This window comes from Arthrobacter sp., from assembly GCF_031179985.1.
Lineage (GTDB): Bacteria > Actinomycetota > Actinomycetes > Actinomycetales > Micrococcaceae > Arthrobacter.
On the sequence record NZ_JAPSHJ010000014.1, the window covers coordinates 61,395 to 83,842 of the forward strand.

General features: G+C 62.6%; 22 protein-coding genes and 3 tRNA genes. 18 read left to right on the forward strand and 7 right to left on the reverse strand.

The annotated features are described in order from the left end of the window. Window positions 1-32: 32 nt before the first annotated feature. From RIN13_RS08965 to RIN13_RS08990, 6 genes are all read left to right on the forward strand, one after another. Window positions 33-1,574, forward strand: coding sequence for a YibE/F family protein (locus tag RIN13_RS08965; protein WP_309106989.1), 1,542 nt, complete (start codon window positions 33-35; stop codon window positions 1,572-1,574). Window positions 1,575-1,660: 86 nt separating this feature from the next. Further along, the gene (dusB, locus tag RIN13_RS08970; protein WP_309106990.1) at window positions 1,661-2,839 is read left to right on the forward strand and encodes a tRNA dihydrouridine synthase DusB; all 1,179 of its coding nucleotides are present in this window, start codon (window positions 1,661-1,663) and stop codon (window positions 2,837-2,839) included. Beyond that, window positions 2,832-4,121 carry a deoxyguanosinetriphosphate triphosphohydrolase gene (locus tag RIN13_RS08975; protein ID WP_309106991.1) on the forward strand — a complete coding sequence of 430 codons (1,290 nt, stop codon included), beginning with the start codon at window positions 2,832-2,834 and terminating at the stop codon, window positions 4,119-4,121. Before dusB ends, RIN13_RS08975 begins: the two co-directional genes overlap by 8 nt. A 79-nt stretch (window positions 4,122-4,200) precedes the next feature. After that, window positions 4,201-6,072 carry a DNA primase gene (gene dnaG / locus RIN13_RS08980; protein ID WP_309106992.1) on the forward strand — a complete coding sequence of 624 codons (1,872 nt, stop codon included), beginning with the start codon at window positions 4,201-4,203 and terminating at the stop codon, window positions 6,070-6,072. A gap of 56 nt (window positions 6,073-6,128) precedes the next feature. Further along, window positions 6,129-6,201 (forward strand) — tRNA-Asn (locus tag RIN13_RS08985). A gap of 124 nt (window positions 6,202-6,325) precedes the next feature. Then, window positions 6,326-6,398 (forward strand) — tRNA-Asn (locus RIN13_RS08990). Window positions 6,399-6,512: 114 nt separating this feature from the next. Here RIN13_RS08990 and RIN13_RS08995 read toward each other — a convergent pair. The 3 genes from RIN13_RS08995 to RIN13_RS09005 are packed head-to-tail and all read right to left on the reverse strand — an operon-like array spanning window position 6,513 to window position 8,385. Next, the gene (locus tag RIN13_RS08995; RefSeq protein ID WP_309106993.1) at window positions 6,513-6,920 is read right to left on the reverse strand and encodes a hypothetical protein; all 408 of its coding nucleotides are present in this window, start codon (window positions 6,918-6,920) and stop codon (window positions 6,513-6,515) included. A gap of 49 nt (window positions 6,921-6,969) precedes the next feature. After that, window positions 6,970-7,149, reverse strand: a complete 180-nt coding sequence (locus RIN13_RS09000; protein ID WP_309106994.1) for a hypothetical protein — start codon at window positions 7,147-7,149, stop codon at window positions 6,970-6,972. Between the two features lie 9 nt (window positions 7,150-7,158). After that, window positions 7,159-8,385 carry a multidrug effflux MFS transporter gene (locus RIN13_RS09005; protein WP_309106995.1) on the reverse strand — a complete coding sequence of 409 codons (1,227 nt, stop codon included), beginning with the start codon at window positions 8,383-8,385 and terminating at the stop codon, window positions 7,159-7,161. A 179-nt stretch (window positions 8,386-8,564) separates the two neighbouring features. Between RIN13_RS09005 and RIN13_RS09010 the strand changes: the two genes are divergently transcribed. The 6 genes from RIN13_RS09010 to RIN13_RS09035 all read left to right on the forward strand — a co-directional run bounded on the left by RIN13_RS09010 (window position 8,565) and on the right by RIN13_RS09035 (window position 13,884). Next, window positions 8,565-9,422, forward strand: coding sequence for a phage holin family protein (locus RIN13_RS09010; RefSeq protein WP_309106996.1), 858 nt, complete (start codon window positions 8,565-8,567; stop codon window positions 9,420-9,422). 55 nt (window positions 9,423-9,477) lie between these two features. Beyond that, complete coding sequence (locus RIN13_RS09015; RefSeq protein ID WP_309106997.1) at window positions 9,478-10,101, forward strand: CDP-alcohol phosphatidyltransferase family protein; 624 nt, start codon at window positions 9,478-9,480, stop codon at window positions 10,099-10,101. Next, window positions 10,101-11,006 carry a DMT family transporter gene (locus RIN13_RS09020; RefSeq protein ID WP_309106998.1) on the forward strand — a complete coding sequence of 302 codons (906 nt, stop codon included), beginning with the start codon at window positions 10,101-10,103 and terminating at the stop codon, window positions 11,004-11,006. The genes RIN13_RS09015 and RIN13_RS09020 overlap by 1 nt, the downstream gene beginning before the upstream one ends. Before the next feature lie 115 nt (window positions 11,007-11,121). Next, on the forward strand, window positions 11,122-12,330 hold the full coding sequence (locus RIN13_RS09025) for a glycosyltransferase (protein WP_309107018.1): 1,209 nt from the start codon (window positions 11,122-11,124) through the stop codon (window positions 12,328-12,330). Window positions 12,331-12,437: 107 nt separating this feature from the next. After that, a tRNA-Ile gene (locus RIN13_RS09030) sits at window positions 12,438-12,511 on the forward strand. A 182-nt stretch (window positions 12,512-12,693) separates the two neighbouring features. Continuing rightward, window positions 12,694-13,884, forward strand: coding sequence for an acyl-CoA dehydrogenase family protein (locus RIN13_RS09035; RefSeq protein ID WP_309106999.1), 1,191 nt, complete (start codon window positions 12,694-12,696; stop codon window positions 13,882-13,884). A 12-nt stretch (window positions 13,885-13,896) separates the two neighbouring features. On the opposite strand, the gene RIN13_RS09040 is transcribed toward RIN13_RS09035, so the two are convergent. Beyond that, window positions 13,897-14,403: a peptidoglycan DD-metalloendopeptidase family protein gene (locus RIN13_RS09040; RefSeq protein WP_309107000.1), complete on the reverse strand. Its 507-nt coding sequence runs from the start codon at window positions 14,401-14,403 to the stop codon at window positions 13,897-13,899. A gap of 465 nt (window positions 14,404-14,868) precedes the next feature. Between RIN13_RS09040 and rpsB the strand changes: the two genes are divergently transcribed. The 6 genes from rpsB (at window position 14,869) to RIN13_RS09070 (ending at window position 19,858) form a co-directional block, all read left to right on the forward strand. Continuing rightward, entirely contained in the window at window positions 14,869-15,744 is an 876-nt protein-coding gene (gene rpsB / locus RIN13_RS09045) for a 30S ribosomal protein S2 (RefSeq protein ID WP_309107001.1), read from the forward strand. 133 nt (window positions 15,745-15,877) lie between these two features. After that, window positions 15,878-16,714, forward strand: a complete 837-nt coding sequence (gene tsf / locus RIN13_RS09050; protein ID WP_309107002.1) for a translation elongation factor Ts — start codon at window positions 15,878-15,880, stop codon at window positions 16,712-16,714. A 149-nt stretch (window positions 16,715-16,863) separates the two neighbouring features. Beyond that, window positions 16,864-17,601: a UMP kinase gene (gene pyrH / locus RIN13_RS09055; RefSeq protein ID WP_309107003.1), complete on the forward strand. Its 738-nt coding sequence runs from the start codon at window positions 16,864-16,866 to the stop codon at window positions 17,599-17,601. Between the two features lie 115 nt (window positions 17,602-17,716). Next, window positions 17,717-18,274: a ribosome recycling factor gene (frr, locus tag RIN13_RS09060; protein WP_247044156.1), complete on the forward strand. Its 558-nt coding sequence runs from the start codon at window positions 17,717-17,719 to the stop codon at window positions 18,272-18,274. After that, window positions 18,274-19,194, forward strand: coding sequence for a phosphatidate cytidylyltransferase (locus RIN13_RS09065; protein WP_309107004.1), 921 nt, complete (start codon window positions 18,274-18,276; stop codon window positions 19,192-19,194). Before frr ends, RIN13_RS09065 begins: the two co-directional genes overlap by 1 nt. A gap of 91 nt (window positions 19,195-19,285) precedes the next feature. Then, window positions 19,286-19,858 carry a DivIVA domain-containing protein gene (locus tag RIN13_RS09070; RefSeq protein ID WP_375164753.1) on the forward strand — a complete coding sequence of 191 codons (573 nt, stop codon included), beginning with the start codon at window positions 19,286-19,288 and terminating at the stop codon, window positions 19,856-19,858. Here the strand turns inward: RIN13_RS09070 and RIN13_RS09075 are convergent. From RIN13_RS09075 to RIN13_RS09085, 3 genes are read right to left on the reverse strand one after another with little or no spacing between them, the layout of a single operon-like run. Beyond that, window positions 19,855-21,366, reverse strand: a complete 1,512-nt coding sequence (locus RIN13_RS09075; protein WP_309107006.1) for a cation acetate symporter — start codon at window positions 21,364-21,366, stop codon at window positions 19,855-19,857. The two genes, RIN13_RS09070 and RIN13_RS09075, sit on opposite strands and share 4 nt — an antisense overlap. A 4-nt stretch (window positions 21,367-21,370) precedes the next feature. Continuing rightward, the gene (locus tag RIN13_RS09080; protein ID WP_309107007.1) at window positions 21,371-21,724 is read right to left on the reverse strand and encodes a hypothetical protein; all 354 of its coding nucleotides are present in this window, start codon (window positions 21,722-21,724) and stop codon (window positions 21,371-21,373) included. Next, window positions 21,721-22,440, reverse strand: coding sequence for a LytTR family DNA-binding domain-containing protein (locus tag RIN13_RS09085; RefSeq protein WP_309107008.1), 720 nt, complete (start codon window positions 22,438-22,440; stop codon window positions 21,721-21,723). The genes RIN13_RS09080 and RIN13_RS09085 overlap by 4 nt, the downstream gene beginning before the upstream one ends. Window positions 22,441-22,448 lie beyond the last annotated feature (8 nt).

Consider the following 22,448-nt stretch of genomic DNA (forward strand, 5'->3'; position numbering starts at 1 on the left):
CGTAGAGTTGAAGATATGAGGTCGAACTGCTGATGGGATCAGGACACTCGCACGGCCACACAGAGCATTCAGAGCTGACGCCGGAAGCCATCGCTTCCAGGCGGCGGGCGAACTGGCTCCTTGCGGCAGTCCTCGTTCCCCTGACCCTGCTCACGCTGGCCGCCATGGTGATGATGTGGCCCTCCGGCAGCAAGGAGGGGTTGACCCTCGCCAGCCCTTACACAGCTGCCCCCGGAGTCACGTTTGATACCGGCAAAATCCAGCGGGTGGTGGTGGAATCCTGCACTCAGGCCCCCGCCAGCAGCGGACAAGAGAACAGCGGACAGCAGGGCACAGGGGAGCAGAGCGGCGCTCAGCCGTCCCAGCAAGGATCCGACTGCACCTTTGCCTACACCGAGCCTGATAAAGGCGGGAATCCCGTCAAGGTGGTCATCAACCCCGACGTCGTGAAGTCCCACGGCGTCAAGGTGGGTGACAATATCCGCTACCTCAACCTCTCCAACGCCCAGGGCGCCTCGTCCTCGCAGGGTGCACCGGCCTACATCTTCGTTGACTTCGTCCGCACCCTGCCCATCATCCTGCTTGCGATCCTCTACGCGGTGGTCGTAGTGGCGGTGGCACGCTGGCGGGGGCTCCGGGCCCTGGTGGGACTCGTTGGAGCCTACGCCGTTCTTGTCGCTTTTATGCTCCCGGGGCTGGTCGAGGGCAAGCCGCCGCTCCTTTTGGCGCTGGTTGGTTCCACGGTGATTATGATCGGGGTGCTGTACTTTGCCCACGGTTTCTCGGCCAGGACATCGACGGCACTGTTGGGCACCATCTTCGGACTGGTGATCACCGCGCTGTTGGCGGCCTGGGCCACTGATGCCGCCAACCTCGCCGGAGTGGGCAGTCACGATGCCGCCACCCTGAGCAATGTTTCGGCCAACATCTCCATCTCCGGAATCATCCTTTGCGGGCTCATTATCTCCGGACTGGGCGTGCTCAACGACGTCACCATCACCCAGTCCTCGGCTGTCTGGGAGCTCTACGAACTGGCACCGGAGACCAGTGCGCGCAAACTCTTCTCCTCGGCCATGCGGATCGGCCGGGATCACATCGCCTCCACCGTGTACACCATCGCCTTCGCCTATGCGGGCGCGGCCCTGCCAACCCTCATCATCGTAATGCTCTACAACAGGCCCCTGGGCGAAGCGCTCACCAGCGCCGAGCTCTCCGAGGAAGTCATCAGGACTCTCGTCGGCTCCGTCGGCCTGGTGCTGGCCATCCCGGTCACGACTCTTATCGCCGTCCTCGTTGTTAAAGCCACCGGGATAAGGGCAGCGGGCGTTACGGACGCAGGCATCCTGCCAGCTTCACGGGCGGGCTCCCCGGCCATAGAGCCCGACGACGTCGAGGACACCGGCGCGCTGGCAGCGGCTGCAGCGGTGGCCCGCGGCGATACGACACGAAACTCTGGAGAGACAGCAGCACCTGGCACGGCAGTGCCTGGAACAGCATCACCACCTGGTACACCGCGGGACGCCGGTGCAACAGAGGGAACCCGGAGGGGTAGGCGGGCGGCCGAACGGCCCTGACCGGGCAGCATTCCGCTCCCCAAAGTTTTCTTCTGCCAGGTGCACACGCTGCAGCCCGATTTGCCCCGCTTTGAGACAATGGACGGGTGACTGTTGTAGCAACGCCTCCCGCCCCCAAGCTGGAACTCCCTCCGCTGAAACTTGGCCCCATCACGGTGGACACCCCCGTGGTGCTGGCCCCCATGGCCGGAATCACCAACACCGCGTTCCGCCGGCTCTGCCGTGAATACGGCGGCGGGCTGTACGTAGCGGAGATGGTCACTTCCCGCGCCCTCGTGGAGCGTACTCCGGAATCGCTGCGCATCATCTCCCACGACGACGATGAGAAAGTCCGTTCCGTTCAGCTCTACGGCGTGGACCCCGTAACCGTGGGGCAGGCAGTGCGGATGCTCGTCGAAGAAGACCGCGCTGACCACATCGACCTGAACTTCGGCTGCCCTGTGCCCAAGGTGACCCGGCGCGGCGGGGGAGCAGCCCTGCCCTGGAAAATCGACCTGTTCACCTCGATCGTCCAGACAGCTGTGCGCGAAGCCTCCAAGGGCGATGTTCCCTTGACCATCAAGATGCGCAAAGGCATAGACGAGGACCACCTGACGTACCTCGACGCCGGCCGGATTGCCCGCGATTCAGGTGTCGCCGCCGTCGCTCTTCACGGCCGTACCGCGGCCCAGTTCTATTCGGGGCAGGCCGACTGGTCAGCAATTGCCCGCCTGCGCGAGGCGCTGCCGGACATTCCGGTCCTGGGTAACGGCGATATCTGGTCCGCCGAAGATGCGGTCCGCATGGTCCGCGAGACCGGAGTGGACGGTGTGGTGATCGGCCGGGGCTGCCAGGGCCGGCCGTGGCTCTTCGGGGACCTCATGGCTGCCTTCGAGGGCAGCGACGAACGCCACAAGCCAGGCCTGCGTCAGGTGGCCGAAGGCGTCTATCGGCACGCGGAACTGATGATCGAGACGTTCGACGACGAATACAAGGCGCTCCGGGAAATCCGCAAGCACATGGCCTGGTACTTCAAGGGCTACGTCGTGGGCAGCGAACTCCGCACCAAGCTGGCAACCGTGCCCACGCTGGAGGTGTTGCGCGGGATACTGGACCAGCTGGACCTCGATTCCCCTTACCCCGGCGTGGACGCAGAGGGTCCCCGTGGCCGTGCAGGCTCACCCAAACAGCCTTCCCTGCCAAAGGACTGGCTGCAGGACCGCTGTATGGACGCCGACCAGTCGCGGGACATCTCCGCAGCGGAACTGGACGTCTCTGGTGGCTGAAACCAGGACGACAGCCCCTGTCCTTCCCGGCTATGAAGCCCACGACTTTGCCCGCTGGGTAGAGGAACCGCCCAAAAACACCTACCGCTCGGATTTCGAACGGGACCGGGCACGCGTCCTGCACTCCTCGGCCTTGCGCAGGCTCGGAGCGAAGACGCAGGTGGTCGCCCCGGACACCGACGACTTCGTCCGGACCCGGCTCACGCATTCCCTTGAGGTGGCACAGGTGGGCCGCGAGCTTGGCCGGGCCCTTGGCTGCGACCCCGACGTCGTGGACACCGCATGCCTCAGCCACGATCTGGGCCACCCTCCCTTCGGCCACAATGGCGAATCTGCGCTTAATGAAATGGCGCACTCCATCGGCGGATTTGAAGGAAACGCGCAGACCCTGCGGCTCCTGACCCGGCTGGAGCCCAAAGTGCTGGATGCGGAGGGAAGGCCCGCTGGCCTGAACCTCACGCGTGCCAGCCTTGATGCCGCCGCCAAATACCCCTGGTCCGCCCTTGAAGCGCCGGTGATCCATGGGCAGCGGACCAGCAAGTTCGGCGCTTACGAGGACGACCTGCCCATCTTCAACTGGATCCGCGACGACGCCCCGGAACGGCGCTCATGCCTTGAAGCGCAGGTCATGGATCTCGCCGACGACATCTCCTACTCCGTCCACGACGTCGAGGACGCCATCGTTGCCGGCCACTTCCAGCTGCGCTGGATGGACAACCCCGACCATCGGGCCCGCGTAGTTGGTTACGCGAAGCAGTGGTACCTGCCCCACAACGATCCAGAAGCCATCGACGCCGCCCTGGCCCGCCTTGAGGCAACCTCAGTGTGGGTCCGGGAGGCAGACGGCAGCCGCAAGGCCATGGCCGCGCTGAAGGATATGACCAGCCAGCTGATCGGGCGCTTCTGCCAAAGCGCCCTGGAGACTACCCGTGCCGTCTACGGTCCCGAGGATCTGACCCGGTACAACGCCGAGCTGATCGTGCCGGATGAGACAGTGATGGAAATCGCGGTCATGAAAGGACTGGCCACCACCTTTGTGATGACCACAGAGCACCGCCAGCCCATCTACGAGCGCCAGCGGGAAGTGCTCCATGCCCTCGTCACGGAACTCAACGCCAGCGGCGACCGGCACCTCGAGCCCATGTTTGCTGCCGATTGGCGGGACGCGGACGACGACGGCGCCAGGCTGCGCGTGGTCATCGACCAGGTGGCTTCCCTGACAGACGGCTCCGCGCTCGCGATGTATGAACGGCTCGTGGGCAGCCTGCCCTCGCTTTGGTAACCCGGCCGGCAAAGGCTGTTCCGGCGTCGAACGCCGCCTCCGGCCAAAGGCTGACGGACCCTCGTACTAGGATGACTCTGTGGCCGGCCTGATCAAACGCGAAGACATTGACGAGGTCCGGCAGCGCACGGACATCAAGGAAGTCGTGGACGGCTACGTGACCCTCAAGGGCGCTGGCATGGGCACCTTCAAAGGCCTCTGCCCTTTCCACGACGAGCGTTCGCCGTCCTTCACGGTGCGGCCGCAAGTTGGCAGGTACCACTGCTTCGGCTGCGGTGAAGACGGGGACGTTATCGCGTTCGTGCAGAAGCTGGACCATTCGACGTTCCAGGAAGCCGTCGAAAAGCTGGCAGCCCGTATCGGCTTCGAACTCCGGTACGAGGACGGTGGGACCGGGCCGAACCGCGAAGAAGTGGGCAAACGGCAACGGCTCCTGGACGCGCACAAGATAGCGGACGAATTCTTCCGGGGGCAGCTCCTGACCACCGGCGCGGCCGAGGGGCGTAAATTCCTCCAGACCCGTGGCTTCGACCGCGCGGCCGCCGAGCACTTCGGCGTCGGCTATGCCCCGCAGGGCTGGGACGCCCTGCTGAAACATCTGCGCGGGCGGGGCTTCACGGATCCGGAGCTGAAACTGACGGGCATGTTTTCCGAAGGCGGGCGCGGAATCTACGACCGCTTCCGGGGACGCCTCATCTGGCCCATCAGGGACATCGCCGGCGACACCATCGGTTTCGGTGCCCGCAAGCTGTACGAGGACGACCAAGGCCCCAAGTACCTCAACACCCCTGAAACCACCCTCTATAAGAAGTCCCAGGTTCTTTACGGGATCGACCTCGCCAAGCGCAATATCGCCAAAGAGCGCCAACTGGTGGTGGTGGAGGGCTACACGGATGTGATGGCCTGCCACCTCGCGGGCATCGCGACCGCCGTGGCCACCTGCGGAACGGCTTTCGGCACTGACCACATCAAGATTGCCCGCAGACTGCTGTCCGACGACGGCAGCGGCGGGGAAGTAATTTTCACGTTCGACGGCGACGCTGCCGGGCAGAAGGCGGCGCTGCGCGCCTTCGAGGAGGACCAACGGTTCGTTGCCCAGACCTTCGTGGCTGTGGAGCCAACAGGGGCCGACCCTTGTGACCTCCGCCAAACGAAGGGTGATGCCGCAGTCCACGCACTGGTTCAGTCGCGGAGACCCCTGTTCGAATTCGCCATCCGAAGCACCCTTAAGCAATTTAACCTGGACACCGTGGAGGGGCGGGTGCAGGGCCTCCGGGCATCGGCTCCGGTGGTGGCGGCCATCCGGGATGCCTCAACGCGCACGGGCTACTGCCAGGCTCTTACAGGCTGGCTGGGAATGCCGGATCCCAATGAAGTCCTGCGTGTGGTCAATGCGGCCGCGAAACAAGGACTGCAGCCGTCACAGGGGCCAGGTGTGGCTGCGTCCACCCCATCCGGAGTCGTGCCCTCCTTCAACCGTCCGGATCCCAGGGATCCCGTCGCGTCCATGGAACGGCAGGCCCTGGAAGTCGCGGTCCAGGAACCCGGGATGCTCGAGGGCGAAACCTGGCAGCGTTTCACCGATGCCAGGTTCTCAACCCCCGCCTACCTTGCAGTTCACGAGGCAATCCGTGCCACTGGGCTGGGATTCGCAAGTGACCCCGTCCGGTGGGTGGAGCAGTTGCGCCAGGAGGTTCCCGAGCCGCTGCGTCCGCTGGTGTCCGAGCTCGCCGTCGTGCCTCTGCCCGCCAGCACGGCAGAGGGCGTGCAGAAGTACTGCAAAGACATCCTGGCGCGTCTCTTTGAACTGCAGATCACCAGGGTCAAGGCTCAGAAGATGGGCCAGCTGCAACGGCTGGACGCATCAGCTGACCCGGAGGAGTTCCAGCGGCTGAACCGGGAACTCATGCAGCTCGAGATGGAGCGCCGGGCGCTGCGGGCTGAGGCGTGAAACTGTTCCAATTTCGTTTCCACGGCCAGTGTTTGCTAGGCTTATAGCCGCTTCATTCCTCCTTAGCTCAATTGGCAGAGCATTCGACTGTTAATCGAAGGGTTGCTGGTTCAAGTCCAGCAGGAGGAGCGCACAGCCTCCGTCCGGACTCTTCGGACGGAGGCTTTTTCGTACCCCGGTGGGGTATTTGTCCCTGCAGGGCTCTCGATTTCCCATAGGGGCAAAAGCTTTGCTAATGTCGTACCTGCTTCCTTCCTCCTTAGCTCAATTGGCAGAGCATTCGACTGTTAATCGAAGGGTTGCTGGTTCAAGTCCAGCAGGAGGAGCGCACAGGTCCCGCAGCAGGTGAAAACCCGCTGCGGGACCTTTTTTATTAGCTTCTGTCAACCGGTTTTTCGGAGATTGAGGGATTCCCGCGAATGCCGGCCGTATGGAGAGATTCAGACAAAGTCCATCTCAACCTGCAAAAACCGCTCTGCCTCGGCTACGGCAGCATGGAAGGCTTCGTCTTCGGTGGGGGACTCCCGCGGTTTCCGCGGATGCCATTCATGCGGGGCGGAGTGGACGCGGGTGAAGCCGGCGTTGGGCGGTGCGTAGAAGATCCCGAAACGCTGGACGGGCCACTCCGGGGATGTTTCAGGTGCTACCAGGAGCGCGGCGTTGAATGCTGGATTGAACCATTGGGCAATGGGGCGCCGACGGTCCTCTGTAAAAAGTCCCGCAGCATAAAGAGCAGCCGATTGGGGACTTGTTTGGCTGCACAGCCGTTCCCACCACAGTGGCAGGATCCCGGTGTCGCACCGCTGCCACGTGGCCGGAAGAGAACGACGATCCCGCCAGTTCGGCATAGCACAACTTTATCGCGCATCGGGGCGCAGGGACTACTGGTGGAGCGGACTACTCGCGGTTCCAGGGTCCCGGGTTTACCCGATAGAGCAAGGCCGATCCCACCACTGCACCCAGGATGATTCCGAGGGCGAGGTTCCCCATCATCCGCCCCACAAAGAAGCCGGCCACGCCACCCAACAGCGCTCCGAGAAAGAGCCCGCGCCCGTTGCGGTGCAGATTTTGAGCCATGCTTTCAGCCTACCCGTGGATGGAAGGGACAGTCCGGGGCCGTACCACCAGCCAGAGGGCCGCAGCGGCAAGCAGAATGCAGCCAGCCTGGACTGCTCCCATGGGCGTGGCCGAATCCACGCCGAGGGCGCCCACTACGGGAGAGATGATACCGGCGAGCATGAAGGTGGCGGCACCGAGCAGAGAGGCAGCAGTCCCCGCCTGGGCGCCATGATTGGCCAGGGCAAGGACTTGAACGGACGGAAAGGTGAAGCCGGTGCCCAGGATGTAGAACCACAGTGGCACCAGGACGCCCCACAGGCCGAATCCCAACTGGTCGAAGAGAACGATCAGCAGGGCCATAAGAAACATCCAGGCAGTGGAGCAGGCGAGGATCCACTGCGGCGGGACGTTTTTTATGAGGCGTGAGCTTGTCTGCACCCCTGCGACAATTGCCAGCGAGTTGATGCCGAAGAGCAGGCCGTACTCCTGCGGGCTGAAACGGTAAACGTCCTGGAAGAGGAAGGGCGAGCCGGAAAGGTACGCGAAGAGTCCCGCGAAGTTCAGGCCTCCCACCAGCAACAGCCCAACGAAGATCCTGTCGGAGAACAACAGCTTGTAACGCTGTCCTGCGGTCAGGCCGGATCGTCCGCGGGCCTCGGACGGCAAGGTCTCGCGCACCAGGAAGATCGCAGCCACGACCACCACCGTGCCGTAGCCCGCCAGGAAGACAAAGATGCCGGGCCACGGCATCACGAGCAGCAGCTGCGAACCGATAACCGGTGCCAGGATCGGCGCCAGACCATTGACCAGGGCCATCCGTGAAAACATCCGCACCATGGCATATCCGCTGAAGAGGTCACGGACCATGGCCATCGCCACTACTCCGCCTCCGGCCGCACCCACTCCCATGAGGACACGGAAGATTCCCAGGCTGGTGATGTCAGTAGAGAGCGCTGCGCCCACCGATGCGGCAATATGCAGTGTCGTGGCAATAATGAGCGGAAGCCTGCGGCCGAACTTGTCGCTGAAGGGACCAACCACCAGCTGGCCCAGGGCAAACCCCACAGTCGTGCCCGTAAGCGTCAGCTGAACCGCCGCCTCAGAAACCCCGAGGCTGGCCTCCAGCGCAGGGAAAGCCGGGAGGTACAGGTCCACTGTGAAGGGACCCAGGGCAGTGAGGGCACCGAGCAGCAGAATGTACAGGATCTTCCGGCGGCGGCTTAGGAAATCGCCCGGAGTGGGGGAAATAGTCACGGAAGTCAATCCTAGGGCCCTGAGAAAACTTCTACAGCGTTGGAGGACGCGCGGCGCGCTGCCGCCCCAAGCCCGTCAACACCCTGAATGATAGTTTTGACAACGGGGGATGCGGTTAGTGGCGTCGGCCCGGCACCCAGCGATAGCGGAACGAAGATGGAACCAGTTAGGCGGTACCGATGAGCGGACGTCACAGCGGCCGGACAAGCAACGGGCTGCGCCTCACCGCGCTGCCCAAAACCCTGAGGCTTGTCATCAGGCTCTTGCCACGCCAGATCAACGATGAGATCGCCTTGGCCAAGGTGGAGATCAAGCGTAAAGGCATTCAACTTGGCACGGCGGCTGCTTTCTTCGCCGTGGCATTGGTTTTCGCCGCCTTCCTGCTGACAGGACTTATTGTTGCAGCCATTATGGGCCTGGCAACCATCATGCCCGCCTGGCTCGCGGCCCTGATCGTCTGCGCGGTCTTCCTTCTGATCACCCTCATAGGAGCCCTGATGGGCCTCCGCAAGTTCAAGAAGGCCATGCCCTTGCTGCCCGAAGAAACCATTCGCGGATTCAAGCACGATCTCGGCGTGGTCAAGGAGGGCTCGGACTTTGATGCCAGCATCCTTGATCCTTCCTCGGAGCAGGCCAAGGCCGCCAAGGCCGAAAAGGACGCGAAGGCCGCCATGGCCAAGGCGGAGAAGGAAGCAAAGGCTGCTGCCGAACCCGATCTTGCTCCCGCCCCCACCGAAGCCGAGCTGCGCCGCCGCCTGACTCAGCGCCGTCATCATCTCACCGGGGTCCGGGACGATCTCGGCGAAGAACTCGACGTCAAGGTGCAGGGCCAGGCCCTGCTTAATGGAGCCCAAGCCATGCTGAAGGACGGGCAGGCCGCAGTTGGAGGCCGGATCGCAGCCCTCACGGAAGCGGCGTCAGCCTCGATTCCCAAGGGGAGCTCAGGCAAGCCGGAATTGCGCTGGAAGCCTCTCGCCGCCTTCGCCGCCTCCGCCGCCGTTTTTCTGGTTCTGCTGCGGAAACTGTTCAAGAGTTAGGACCCTGAGCTGAGCTCAGCCACAACGCCGTTGCCGGCATCGAAAGGGTGAACGGATGAAGTTTATCGGCGCTGGTGCCCGGCCGGGTCAGCCGCAGGTCGATCACGACCTGATCTTCACCGTCCCCAATATCCTTACCGTCCTGCGCTTTATGGGTGTGCCTCTCTTCGTCTGGCTCGTGCTTGCCCGAAAGGAATACGGCTTCGCCGTGCTTGTCCTGGCGATCATGGGCAGCACCGACTGGATCGACGGGTATATCGCCCGGCGCTTCAACCAGACGTCCAGGCTCGGGCGCATTCTCGATCCGATGGCTGACCGTCTGGCCCTGATCTCAGTTGCGGTCACCCTGGTCATAGCCGGAGTGGTGGAGTGGTGGTACCTCACCGCATTGCTGGTTCCGGACGCCGTCCTGCTGTCAGCTTCCCTGTTCTATTTCGGGAACCACCCCGATCTTCCCGTCAGCCGTATCGGCAAGATCCGTACAGCCCTGTTGTTGGTGGGCACGCCTTTGCTGGTACTGTCCAAACTGCCCATCCCCCTGACGGAGGTGTACTTCGTCATCGCCTGGGTATTTTTGGGATTTGGACTTCTAGGGCATTGGGTGGCTGCCTTCAACTACTTCCGGGCCATCGTCAGGAAAGGCAAAATGCAAAGCGCCGACGACGGCGGACGTCACTGATGGTATGGCTGGCGGTTTTCCTTGCGGTACTGGGAGCCTTTTTTCTGGCTTTCGGCGCACAGCGGCAGGGGAGCGCGGTCAAAGCCGACACGGGCGGGCTTGCCTTGAGCTCGAACGGGTTCCTGCGACTGCTCCGTAACCCCCGCTGGGTATTCGGGCTGCTCCTGTTAGTGGCGGGAATGGCGATGAACTCCATTGCCCTCGTAACTGCACCACTCACCGTTGTCCAGCCCATCGGGGCAATCGCCCTCGTGATCACCACTGTGGTCAACGCCCGTGACCAGGGCATCAGCATCAACCGGGCCACGGTGGTGGCCATTTCGGCGTGTGTGACAGGGTCCGCGCTGTTCGTTCTCCTGGCCGTCAACGTGACCCAGGAAAACCATCATGTGAGTTCCGACGACGAACTCACCATCGTGCTCCTCCTCGCTCTCGCCGTGGGCATCTTCGGATCCCTGGCAGCCATGTTCAGGCACCGGATGAGCGCTTTTGTGTACATCATCGGAGCAGGCGTCCTGTTCGGCTTCGTGGCCGTCCTGACGCGCATCATCGGCAAGCACCTTCTCGATCCGAACGGGCTGGGACTGCTCAACGTGCCGTGGTACTCGGTTGTGGCAATCGTCGCCGCCGGAGGGCTGGGTTCCTGGTTCGTCCAGAGCGCTTATTCCGGCGGGCCACCGGACCTGGTGATTGCCGGACTTACTGTGGTGGACCCGATTGTGGGGATTGCGATTGGCATCGCTATCCTCGGCGAACTGAGGCCGGATGTCCACGCCGTGATGGCCATTTCGATGGGTACCGCGGCAACCCTTGCTATCGTGGGAGTGATAGCCCTTTCCAGGCACCATCCCGAGGTCACGAAGCGCAAGAAGGACGCGCGGAAGGCCGCGGGGCGGGTCCAGTAGGGCGCTCAGCCGACCAGACTCAGCCGGCAACCGGTGCCTTAGGCACCGGGCACCCTGCACGGAACAGCGGCTGCCGCTGTCCTCAACGTGAACACCAGGAGCTTTCCACGTGACAATGCCCGATAGCCAAGAAGCGCCCGACAGCCAGGATCCGCTCACCATCCTGATCGCCGCGGATACTTACCCGCCCCACATCAATGGAGCTGCGCAGTTCGGCTACCGCCTGGCCAAAGGCATGACCGGACGCGGGCACAACGTGCATGTGCTGGCCTGCCGGCAGGACAAGGGCTCCAGCTACACCGAGTTCCGGGACGAGGCGACGGTCCACAGGCTGCGCTCCCACAAGGTGCCCACCCACGAATACTTCCGGATCTGCTTCCCTTGGGAGATCAAGAAGGAAATCAGCCTCCTGTTCGACAAAGTGCAGCCGGACGTCGTCCACATCCAGAGCCACTATATGATCGGCGAGCACGTGCTCTACGAAGCCGTGAAGAGGGGCATCAGGGTGGTGGCCACCAATCACTTCATGCCGGAGAACCTCAACCCTTTCATGCCGTTCCCGCAGTGGTTCAAGGACATCATCGGGCGCATTTCCTGGAAGGACATGGGCAAGGTCATGGGCAAGGCAGACGTGGTTACCACTCCCACGCCGCTGGCAGCCAAGGCCATGCACCAGCACGCCTTCCTGCGGAAGGTCCTTCCCCTCTCCAACGGCATTGATTCAGCAGCCTACGAGCTCCAGCCGGGGGAAGTCCTGGAGCCAAATCCAGCGCTCACCGTGGTGTTCGCCGGTCGGCTGGCCGAAGAGAAGCATGTGGATGTGCTGATCGATGCTGTGGCAAAGACTCCCGCTGAGCTGAACGTGCACCTCCAGATAGTGGGCGGCGGCGAAGTCAGGCCGGCGCTTGAGGCGCAGGTGGAGCGCCTTGGCCTGAAGGGCAGGGTGACCTTCCTGGGCCTGGCGAGCGACGCAGAGCTCAGAGAGGCCTATATCAAGGCAGACCTTTTCTGCATGCCCGGTACCGCCGAACTGCAGTCCCTGGTCACCCTCGAGGCGATGTCGGCTTCCACTCCCGTTGTGCTGGCAGATGCAATGGCTTTGCCACACCTGGTCAACGACGGCGAAAACGGCTACCTCTTCCGGCCCAATGACAGCAGTGACCTCGCGGCGAAGATAACCCAGGTCTTCAGCCTCCCGGCCGAAGACCGGGCCATGATGGGCAAAGCGAGCCGCTCCATGGTGGAACCCCACAGCATCGACGGCGTCCTGCAGAAATTTGAAGGTCTGTACCGGGGCGCCAGCTACGACGACATCCAGCTCTGACGACACCCCGGGTTCGCGTGGCGTGGGCCCCACGCGTGCTCGACTACTATTGTTAGAGTGTTTTGGCCCCGGGCGCGGTCCTGTCTGGACGGTGCCGCCGGGCGCATGGGGCTATAGCTCAGCTGGTTAGAGCGCGGGACTCATAATCCTAAGGTCCTCGGTTCAAGTCCGAGTAGCCCTACTGTTTGAACAGTATTTGAACAACACACGGGAGCCGTGGCTGATGGTGAAACCTCAGCCACGGCTCCTTTGTTTTTGGGTCAACATGCGGTATGTTACTGGTCAGTATGTTACTCGAGGGTAACTTCGCGATCGCGGACTCCTGGCCCTCCGGCCGTTGTTGACCACATGTGAAGGAACACCATGTCCAAAGCTGCTATTGACATCGACGACCTCCCCTACGCTGACGGCGACTTCTTTGGATTCGAACAGATGCTCACCACCAAAGAGAAGGACCGCCTTGCCGAAATCCGCGGGTTCCTTGCCCGGGAAGTAAAGCCGATTGCGGTGGACTGCTGGAACAGGGGAGAGTTCCCTATGGACCTGATCCCCAAACTGGCAGAGATTGACCTCGTCAGCCCCGTAAGGCGCCAGGGCCACTCAAACCTTTTCGCCGGCATCATGCACGCCGAAGTCACACGTGCTGATACGTCCATCTCCACCTTTATGGGGGTCCACGACGGGCTGTTCACCGGCTCCATCGAGGCCCTCGCCTCCCAGGAACAGCAGGAAGCCTGGCTGCCCGATATCTACTCAATGAAGAAGATCGGAGCTTTCGGCCTGACCGAACCCCTGGGCGGATCCGATGTTGCGGGTGGCACCCGCACCACGGCACGTTACGACGGAGGCCAATGGATCCTTAACGGAGCCAAGCGCTGGATTGGAAACGCCACCTTCTCCGACTGGGTGGTGATTTACGCGCGCGACGAGGCCGACAACCAGGTCAAGGGCTTCCTGGTGGACACCAAGTCCGCCGGATACACCGCCACCAAGATCGAGAACAAGATCTCCCTTCGCACCGTACAGAACGCGGACATTGTGCTCGACAACGTGGTGGTTCCCGAGTTCTTCAAACTCGCGAACGCCAACAGCTTCAGGGATACCAACAAGGTCCTCAAGGTCACCCGCCTGGGCGTCGCCTGGCAAGCGGTCGGTCAGCAGCTTGCCGCCTTCGACGTCGCCCGCCGCTACGCAGTTGAGAGGAACCAGTTCGGGCGGCCACTCGCCTCCTTCCAGCTGGTCCAGAACCAGTTGGTTCAGATCCTGGGGAACGCCGTGAGCTCAATGGGCATGATGGTCCGGCTCTCCCAGTTGGAGGATGCAGGCGCAGCCAAGGACGAACAATCGGCGCTTGCCAAGGCCTTCACCACCGCCCGCATGCGGGAGAGTGTTGCCCTTGGCCGCAGCATCCTGGGCGGCAACGGGATCGTCACCGACTACGAAATGGCTAAAGTCTTCGCTGACGCCGAGGCCATTTACTCCTATGAGGGCACTCACGAAATCAACACCCTGGTGACAGGGCGGGCCATCACCGGAATCTCGGCAATCGTCTAAGCCGGCAATCATCTAGGGCCCTCGGGCTGTCAGAGGGAGCAGGACGGAGGGACGCAGGTCCCTGACGAATGACAACGGGTTGAGGTACTCCTCGCCGCGGCGGACTCCCCAGTGGAGGCACGGCGCATCCCCGCAATGACCCGCAAGCACCGTGCCGATCACATCGCCCTTGGATACCGCTGTTCCGACAACCAGGGTGCTCTCCACCGGTTCGAAGCTGCTCTTGATGCCCCCATGGTCGATGGTGATGACCGGCCTGTCCACCACAACGCCTACAAAGGTGACAGTGCCTGACTCAGGGGAGATGACCTGCGCCGGATCTTCGGCTTTCAGGTCCACTCCCCGATGCCCGCTCAACCATGGCTTGTCCGGCGGGTCGAATTCCCGCAGCACCGCGGGCTGCGGAGACAGCGGCCAGCTCCAGCTGCCCCGGGGTTCCTCAATGGCCGGTGGAGCGGCGCCTTGACTTGCCGGCGGCGCGATGAGCAGCAAGAGCACTGCCGGGATTAATGCTTTCATGCCTCCAGCCTGTCCGCCTCCGCGTGGCGTTGTAAGGCGCCGATCCTGCTATGTGGAGAACGTCCTGATGGCCCCGGAGTTGGTCTCTGGCAACGAACGCGCTGTAGTACACTTGACGGAGCAGTTTGCTGTGCCCTCAACGGTGCCTGCCTTCAGCCCACGCCACGTCCGCGTCCGTGTTCTGCAGGCTGTCATTCGTCGGCACGTCTCATTCAGAGGTGTGGGGGAGCAGCAGCTGACTACGCGCATCCAGCCCTCCGTTTTCTGGAGTCCGGGTTAGTCCGGACTTTCGGCTGTGGAGGATTGCGCCTCTTGCGGTCAGTGCCGGCAACGGTCCTGATGAGAGGAGCAAGGGATGCCAGGAGCAAAAGCCCGCCTGGGCAAAGCTAAATCAACCGTCAACTATTGGCAGGGTAAGAGAGCCATGGGCTCTCTCATGAATGACCTGCCGGAAGGAGCGTCGGCATGCCCGTCGTAACTATGCGCCAGCTGCTTGACAGCGGCGTCCACTTTGGACACCAGACCCGTCGTTGGAACCCGAAGATGAAGCGCTTCATCTTCACGGAGCGCAACGGCATCTACATCATTGACCTTCAGCAGTCGCTGTCCTACATTGACCGCGCCTACGAGTTCGTGAAGGCCACCGTTGCACACGGCGGCACCGTTCTCTTCGTCGGTACCAAGAAGCAGGCCCAGGAAGCCATTGCCGAGCAGGCAATGCGCGTTGGCCAGCCCTACGTCAACCAGCGTTGGCTCGGCGGTATGCTGACCAACTTCCAGACGGTTGCCAAGCGTATCCAGCGTATGAAGGAACTCGAAGAGATCGACTTCGACGACGTCGCCGGTTCCACATACACCAAGAAGGAGCTGCTGCTCCTCAAGCGCGAACTCACCAAGCTTGAAACCAACCTTGGCGGTATCCGCAACCTGACCAAGGCACCCTCGGTGCTTTGGATCGTGGACACCAAGAAGGAACACCTTGCTGTTGACGAAGCCAAGAAGCTGAACATCCCGGTTGTTGCCATCCTGGACACCAACTGCGATCCCGATGAGGTCGACTTCCCGATTCCGGGTAACGACGACGCCATCCGCTCAGTGAACCTGCTCACCCGCGTAGTCGCCGACGCCGTTGCTGAGGGCCTCATCGCCCGTAACCAGCGGGCAACCGGCACTGCCGAGACCCCCGAAGAGCCGCTGGCTGAGTGGGAGCGCGAGCTTCTCGAGGGCAGCAAGGCTGAAGAAGCACCTGCCGCTGAGGCCGCCCCCGCCGAAGCTGCTCCAGCTGCTGCCGAGGAAGCCCCGGCTGCCGCCGAAGCACCCGAAGCTGACGCTGCCAAGTAAGCAGGCATTCAAGGCTTGACCATCCCTGGGCTGCCCGCAGTTCCGGGATTACCGACCGGATGGCTGCTCACTCGCTGAGCAGCCATCTTGGCGGTGACCACAAACACATAATTTTCTAGACAGAGGGGTTCACATGGCCAACTACACTGCCGCTGATATCAAGGCTCTGCGCGAGCGCACCGGCGCCGGCATGATGGATGTCAAGAAGGCTCTTGACGAAGCCAACGGTGACGCCGAGAAGGCCATCGAGATCATTCGCATCAAGGGCCTGAAGGGCGCTACCAAGCGTGAAGGCCGCTCCACTGCTGAAGGCCTGGTTGCTGCCAAGGTCGAGGGCAACGTCGGCGTTATGGTCGAAGTCAACTGCGAGACCGACTTCGTGGCCAAGGCCGACAAGTTCATCCAGCTTGCCGACAAGGTGCTGGCTGTTGCTGTTGAGTCCGGTGCTGCCGATCTCGATACCCTCCTGGCAACTGACGTTGACGGCAAGCCGCTGTCCGAGGTCGTCGTCGAAGAAGGCGCTGTCCTCGGTGAGAAGGTTGTTGTCCGCCGCATCTCCCGCGTGGAGGGTGGAACGGTTGACGCCTACCTGCACAAGACCTCCAAGGACCTTCCGGCCCAGGTTGGCGTGCTCTTTGCTGTTGAAGGCGAAGGCGAAGCTGCCGCTACGGCAGCCCACGACATCGCTGTCCACATCGCTGCCATGGCACCGAACTACCTGACCCGCGCCGACGTTCCCGCCGATCTGGTTGAGTCCGAGCGCCGCATCGCCGAAGAGACTGCCAAGGCTGAAGGCAAGCCTGAGGCTGCCATGACCAAGATTGTGGAAGGCCGCGTGACGGGCTTCTACAAGGGTGAGGTCCTGGTTGACCAGGCATTCGCCAAGGACGCCAAGAGGTCCGTGGCACAGGTTCTCGAAGAGGCCGGCGTCAAGCCCGTCGCCTTCACGCGTTTCCGCGTAGGTTCCTAGTCATACATGCCAAGGGGTGGTCACTGCGGTGACCGCCCCTTTTGCATGCACAGATGGCAGCGGCCGTTGCCTGGCCAAAGGCGCCGGCAATGACACTTTTACCGCGCCGCACGATAACCTAGCTCAGAGTTCACCAACGGGAAGGCACCATGGAAACCGTAAACACTTCGCCCCATTCGGAGAAGAACCGACGGCGCGTCCTCCTCAAGCTATCAGGTGAGGTCTTCGGCGGCGGCAAGCTCGGTGTCGATCCCGACACCGTACGCGGGGTGGCAAAGCAGATCGCGGCCGCAGTACCGGACGTTGAGGTGGCTATCGTCGTCGGCGGCGGCAATTTCTTCCGCGGCGCAGAACTTTCCCAGAGCGGGATGGACCGCTCCCGTGCCGACTACATGGGCATGCTGGGCACCGTGATGAACTGCCTGGCCCTCCAGGATTTCCTGGAGCAGGCCGGCGTCGAAACCCGAGTCCAGAGCGCCATCACCATGGGCCAGGTCGCAGAGGCCTACATACCCCGCCGCGCCATCCGCCACATGGAAAAGAACCGGGTTGTCATCTTTGGCGCGGGGGCAGGACTGCCGTACTTTTCCACGGACACCGTCGCTGCCCAGCGGGCACTCGAGGTCCATGCCGACGTCGTGCTGATGGCCAAGAGCGGAGTGGACGGCGTCTACACGGCTGACCCCAAAAAGGATCCCAAAGCCCAAAAGCTGGACCGGCTCAGCTACGACGACGCCCTCCGCCGGGATATACGGGTAATGGACCAGACAGCCATGACCATGTGCAAGGACAATGACCTGTCCATGGTGGTCTTTGGTATGGAGGGCGAGGGCAACGTGACCCGTGCCATCCGTGGCGAGGAACTGGGCACCCTGGTCACGCCCTAGCAACGGCTAGGATGTTTTTAGGCTTGGTCCCGCAGGCGGGACGAACAGGCAGACGGAACCACAACCGTGCAACTCGCAGGCAAGCCGGAGTGCACTAATTTTCTGAGGAGAGATCGTGATCGAAGAAACCTTGCTCGAAGCCGGGGACAAGATGGACAAGGCAGTCGAAGTAGCCAAGGAAGATTTCGCCTCGATCCGCACGGGCCGCGCCACTCCGGGCCTCTACAACAAAGTCATCGTTGAGTACTACGGCACGCCCACGCCGCTGCAGCAGCTCGCCTCCTTCGCAGTTCCGGACGCCAGGACCATCCTGGTAACGCCCTATGACAAGACAGCGCTGCGGGACATCGAGCGCGCCCTGAGCGATTCCGAAGTTGGCGCCAACCCCTCAAACGACGGCAACGTCATCCGCATCACCATTCCGGAACTGACGCAGGAACGGCGCAAGGAATACGTCAAGATCGTCAAGGGCAAGGGTGAGGACGCCAAGGTGTCCATCCGCAACATCCGCCGTAAGGCCAAGGAGACGCTGGACAAGCTGGTCAAGGACGGCGAAGCCGGCGAAGACGAAGGAAGCCGCGGCGAAAAGGAACTCGATTCCATGACTAAGGCACACGTGGACAGCATCGACGAGCTGCTCAAGCGCAAGGAAGCCGAGCTGCTCGAGGTCTGATGAGTCAGGCACAGCAGGGCTCGGGGGCTCAGCCCCGGGTGCGTCGGATGCAGCGTCCCAACCCGACCCCCAAGGCGGGACGCAACCTTCCGGCTGCTATCGCCGTCGGGCTTGCCATGCTTTTTGCGGTACTCGGCGGGCTGCTGTTCCTGCCGCTTGGCTTTGTGGTGGTCACCACCACTTTTGCCGCGATGGGAGCCTGGGAGATTTTCCGGGCCCTCGAAGTGTCAGGAACCAGGATCCCGATCGTCCCCGTGATGACCGGTACGGTGGCAATGCCCATCTCGGCCTATTTCGGTGGACTGGAAAGCCTGCTGTTCGCGATGCTGCTCAGCAGCGTGGCTGTTCTTCTCTGGCGATCCATTGAAAGCGCCGAAGGCTCCGCCCGGAGCATCTTCGGCGGTGTCTTCACGCTCGCCTGGGTACCCTTCCTGATCAGCTTTGCCGTACTTCCGCTGCATGCTACCGGCGGGGCCACTCCCGTGGGGCTGTACGAAGACGGCGTGGTGCCGCAGGGTGCGTGGCAGATCGTTACGCTGCTGCTGCTGGTGGTCTCCAACGACACCTTCGGCTATCTTGTTGGTGCGTCCTTGGGGAGGCATCCGATGGCCCCGAAAATCAGCCCAAAGAAGTCCTGGGAAGGCTTCGCCGGCTCCGTGGCAGGCGCCATGGTTATCGGAGTCCTGGCGAGCATCTTCCTGCTGGACAAACCCTGGTGGGTGGGCGTGGCCCTTGCCGTCGGTATGGTGGCGGCGGCCACTGCGGGGGACCTTGCCGAGTCGATGGTCAAACGCGAGTTGGGGATCAAAGACATGAGCAGCGTCCTGCCCGGTCACGGCGGCATTATGGACAGGCTGGACTCGATCGTGTTCGCTTCCCCTGCCGCTTTCATCCTGTTCGCAGCCTTCGCGCGAACATGACGGGTCTTCGCACCGCTCCTATCCGGCACCCTAGAATGGTGCGGAGCAACCCAGGCTGGACCGTATTGAAGGACAGAACGTGAGAGTGGACATGCAACGGCAGATACCCGCAACCTTCGACCGTGTAGAGCGGAATGAATACGGTTATAACGCCAAGCAGGTGGACGAGTTCCTGCAACGTGCCCGGATCTCGTTCGAAAATCCGCAGGCTGCGGCCTCCGTTATCAAAAGCTCCGACGTCCGTGCAGTGTCCTTTGACCCCGTCAAGGGAGGCTATGCCGCGGACGGCGTGGACGCTGCTTTGGACCGGCTGGAGGACGCTTTCGCGCGCCGGGAACGTGATGAACTCATTGCCCAGCGGGGTGAGGAAGCCTGGCTCAAGGAAATCGGAAAGCTCTCCGGGCTCCTGAGGGGACGCCTGCACCGGCCAGATGGTGAGCGCTTCCGCCGGCCAACCAAGTCCCGGGCGCGGAGCTACAACATGATTGACGTCGACAATCTCTGCCGCGATCTGATCGGTTACCTTGAGGAAGACCGGCCGCTCAGCGTTGACAATGTCCGCAAGGCCGTCTTTCGTCAGGCATCAGGTCCGGATGGCTATGAGGAAACCCAAGTGGATGCTTTCCTCGACCGCGTCGTGGAACTCATGGCCGCTATCGACTAACGCTCGGATGACTGGCCCTGCACTGACTGGCGTTCGGCCGTTTGGCGTACCGTCTCGAGCGGACGCTCCGGGGTATGCAGGCGGGTCATAACGCGAGAGGTGGTTGACGGCACTCTGCTGCGGGTTGCCCGGGAGGCCAGGACCATGACAGCGAAAGCTGCCGGTACCGACCATGCTGCCGGCTGGGCCAGCCAGAAAGGTGTGGCCGCTGAGCCGAAGATAGCTCCGGCAACCATCGCGCCGCCGCATAGGACTGCTCCGGTCACCATGCCGGCTATGGCGCCTGCATCTGTGAGGCCACGCCACCAGATGCCCAGCAACAGAACCGGGCACAACGTGGAGGCTGTGAAGGCGAAGACCAGGCCAACACTGCCGGCCAGGGCCAGGGAATCTGTCGAGAACGCGAAAGCCAGAGGCACCGCAGCGGAGATCAGCGCCGCTACCCGGAATCCGCGGACGCTGCCGCCAAGGACATCCTGGCTGATGACACCAGCGAGCGATACCACCAGGCCCGATGTGGTGGACAAAAAGGCTGCAAACGCACCCGCCACCACCAAAGCGGAGAGCAGATCACCTGCCGTGCCGCCTATTAATCTGCCGGGAAGCAGCAGCACCAGGGCATCCGCTTGGCCGCTCTGCGCCAGATCGGGAGCGAACATCCGTCCGGCCAGTCCATAGGCGGTGGGAAACAGGTAGAAGACGGACAGCAAACCGAGAACGATCAACGTTGTACGGCGGGCTGACTGACCGTCCGGGTTGGTGTAGAAGCGCACCAGCACGTGCGGCAGCCCGAGGGTGCCGAAGAGCAGCGCCACCAGCAGGGACATGTTCTGATACAGCCCCGCTGACGGCAGCCCGGTTGGGTTGGTGACTGGTTCGGCCAGGGGAGTGGCGCCGGTTCCGGCCAGAACAAGAAGCATAAAAATAACCGGGACGGCCAAAGCCGTGAGCTTCAGCCAGTATTGGAAGGCCTGGACGAACGTGATGGACCGCATTCCCCCTGCCACCACGGTCAGACACACCACCACAACCACCGCCACCGAGCCCACCCAGGAGGGAAGCCCCGTGGTGATACGGATGGTCAGGGCCGCCCCATGGAGCTGCGGAACGATGTACAGCCAGCCGACCATGACAACAATGAGGCTCGTGACACGCCTGACAGCTTTGGAGTCCAGCCGCGACTCGGTGAAATCAGGAATAGTGTACGCCCCCGAACGCCGAAGCGGCGCCGCCACAAAAAGCAGCAGCATGAGGTAGCCGGCCGTGTAGCCTACCGGAAACCACAGGGCATCTGTTCCCGAGAGCAGAATGAGTCCGGCCACGCCCAGGAAGCTTGCCGCGGACAAGTACTCCCCACCGATCGCGGAAGCATTCCACCAGGGCGGTACAGTGCGGGAGGCGACGTAGAAGTCGCCGGTGGTCCGGGAGATCCGCAGCCCGTAGAAGCCGATTGCCGCCGTCGCCAGCGTTACCGCAACGAAAGCCGCGATGCCCACCACCGGGTTCATCCGCTCATCCCTTGTCCTCCGTAAGGTCCCGGTACCGGGATTCGTTCCGTGCAGCGCTTCGGATGTAGAGCCAGGCGCTTATCCCCATCACCGGGTAGATCCCGGCCCCCAGCAGGAGCCAGTCAAAGGGGATCCCGGCGATCCGCAGGGCGGCAAGCCCCGGGACCAGACCCAGGAGCAGGGGGAAAGCAACGAGGATCAGCAGGAAGCCTGCGGCCACCACGATTCCCAACCGCAACTGCGAGCGGATCAGTGATCTCACAAAAACCTGGCCCACCTCTGATTCCTGGGCCGCCTCGCGGCTGTCTACGGCGGGCCTCGCCGCCGAGCGGGGTGCTGTGACGCGTACGCGGGTCATGTCTGTGGCCGGATCCTTGTGGCCTCCAGCTTTTCCCGGACAGAAGGGAGGTGCCTGCGGCTGATGGAAAGCTCCGCACCGACCACCGTGACGCTGGGCCGCGCAGCCGCCAGCTTCATGTGCGTGACATGCTTCAGCGAAATCAAGTACGAGCGGTGTGTGCGGATAAACCCGGCCTGGGCCCACTGTTGCTCCAGATCGGCAAGGGGAACCCTGATGAGGTAGCTCGCCTCGGCAGTGTGGAGCCGTGCATAATCACCCTGCGCCTGCACGTAGGTGACGTCGTCGCGCCGTATCATCTTTGTGGTGCCGCCCAGGTCCACTGTGATCAGCTCCGGGGGCTCGGCGCCGTCCTTGAGCAGTTCACAGATCCGTCCCACGGAACGGGCGAGACGTTCGGCCCTCACCGGCTTGAGCAGATAGTCGACGGCGGCAAGTTCGAACGCTTCCAGTGCGCAGTCTTCATCGGCAGTGACAAATACGACGGCGGGTGGACGGGAGCTTCGGGAAATCACCCGGGCGATGTCCAGGCCGGACACGGCAGGCATGTGGATGTCCAGGAATACGGCGTCAACAGTTTCCGCTTCGAGCGCCCGCAAGGCGGCGGCACCCGAGGAAGCGCGGTGGATCGTGCCAATGCGGTCGTCCTTGCCCAGTAAGAAGGCGAGCTCCTGCACGGCCGGCAGCTCGTCGTCGGCGACGAGAACATTAATCATGGTTCTAG